This is a genomic window from Pseudoramibacter faecis (genome assembly GCF_036289405.1).
GTDB lineage: Bacteria > Bacillota > Clostridia > Eubacteriales > Eubacteriaceae > Pseudoramibacter > Pseudoramibacter faecis.
In genome coordinates this window covers 1-722 of the sequence record NZ_JAYFFI010000034.1, presented here as the reverse complement: position 1 = coordinate 722, position 722 = coordinate 1, and the positions used below count along the sequence as shown (strand labels likewise).

1 protein-coding gene is annotated in these 722 nt (G+C 62.0%); it reads left to right on the top strand.

The window, feature by feature from the left end:
- On the top strand, positions 1 to 722 hold a 722-nt coding region (locus V3C63_RS11665), incomplete at both ends, for a 4-hydroxyphenylacetate 3-hydroxylase C-terminal domain-containing protein (RefSeq protein WP_329888123.1).

Here is a 722-nt window from a genome sequence, read left to right as displayed (position 1 = left end):
TTGTTCTTAAACGGCTTCGACAATCCGGACGTCGTGCAGTACGCCGGCTATCTGGCGCTGATGTTTGCCCATTTCCACAGACATTCCTACACCGGCTGCAAAACCGCCGTGTCGGAAATCATCGCTTCCCAGGCGGCGCTGGTCGCGGACGTCAACGACATCGCCAAGGCGCCCCACGTGCGCTCGAAGATCTGCGACATCATCGGCACGGCCGAGCTCGTCTTTGCCGCCGGGCAGGCCTCCGCTTACCGGGCGATTCGCTTCCCGAACGGCTCCTGGGTGCCGGACGAAATCCTGACCAACGCCGGCCGCCGCCTGGCCGGACACAACATCTATCACGAATACGAAATCCTGGCCGACCTCACCGGCGGGGTGTGTGCCTCGCTGCCGACGGAGGAAAGCTTCTTCGCGCCGGAAACGGCCGAGCTGTGCAACAAATACATCATGCGCAACCCGGCCTACACCGCCGAAGAAACCCATCGCGTCATGCGGATGATGGAAGACAAGCTCTGTGACCCGTTTGAAGGGGCGCAATGCGTGGCCGGGGTCCACGGCGGCGGCTCCCCGCTGATGGAAGAAATCACGATGATGAGCCGCTACGATCTGGAAGAGCTCAAGAAGATCGCCAAATATCTGGCGGGCTTCGACGGGGTGGACTGTCCGCGATACGAACGGGCGACGGCGACGCCGCGGGCCATGCTCGACCGCTTTAAGAAAACGCA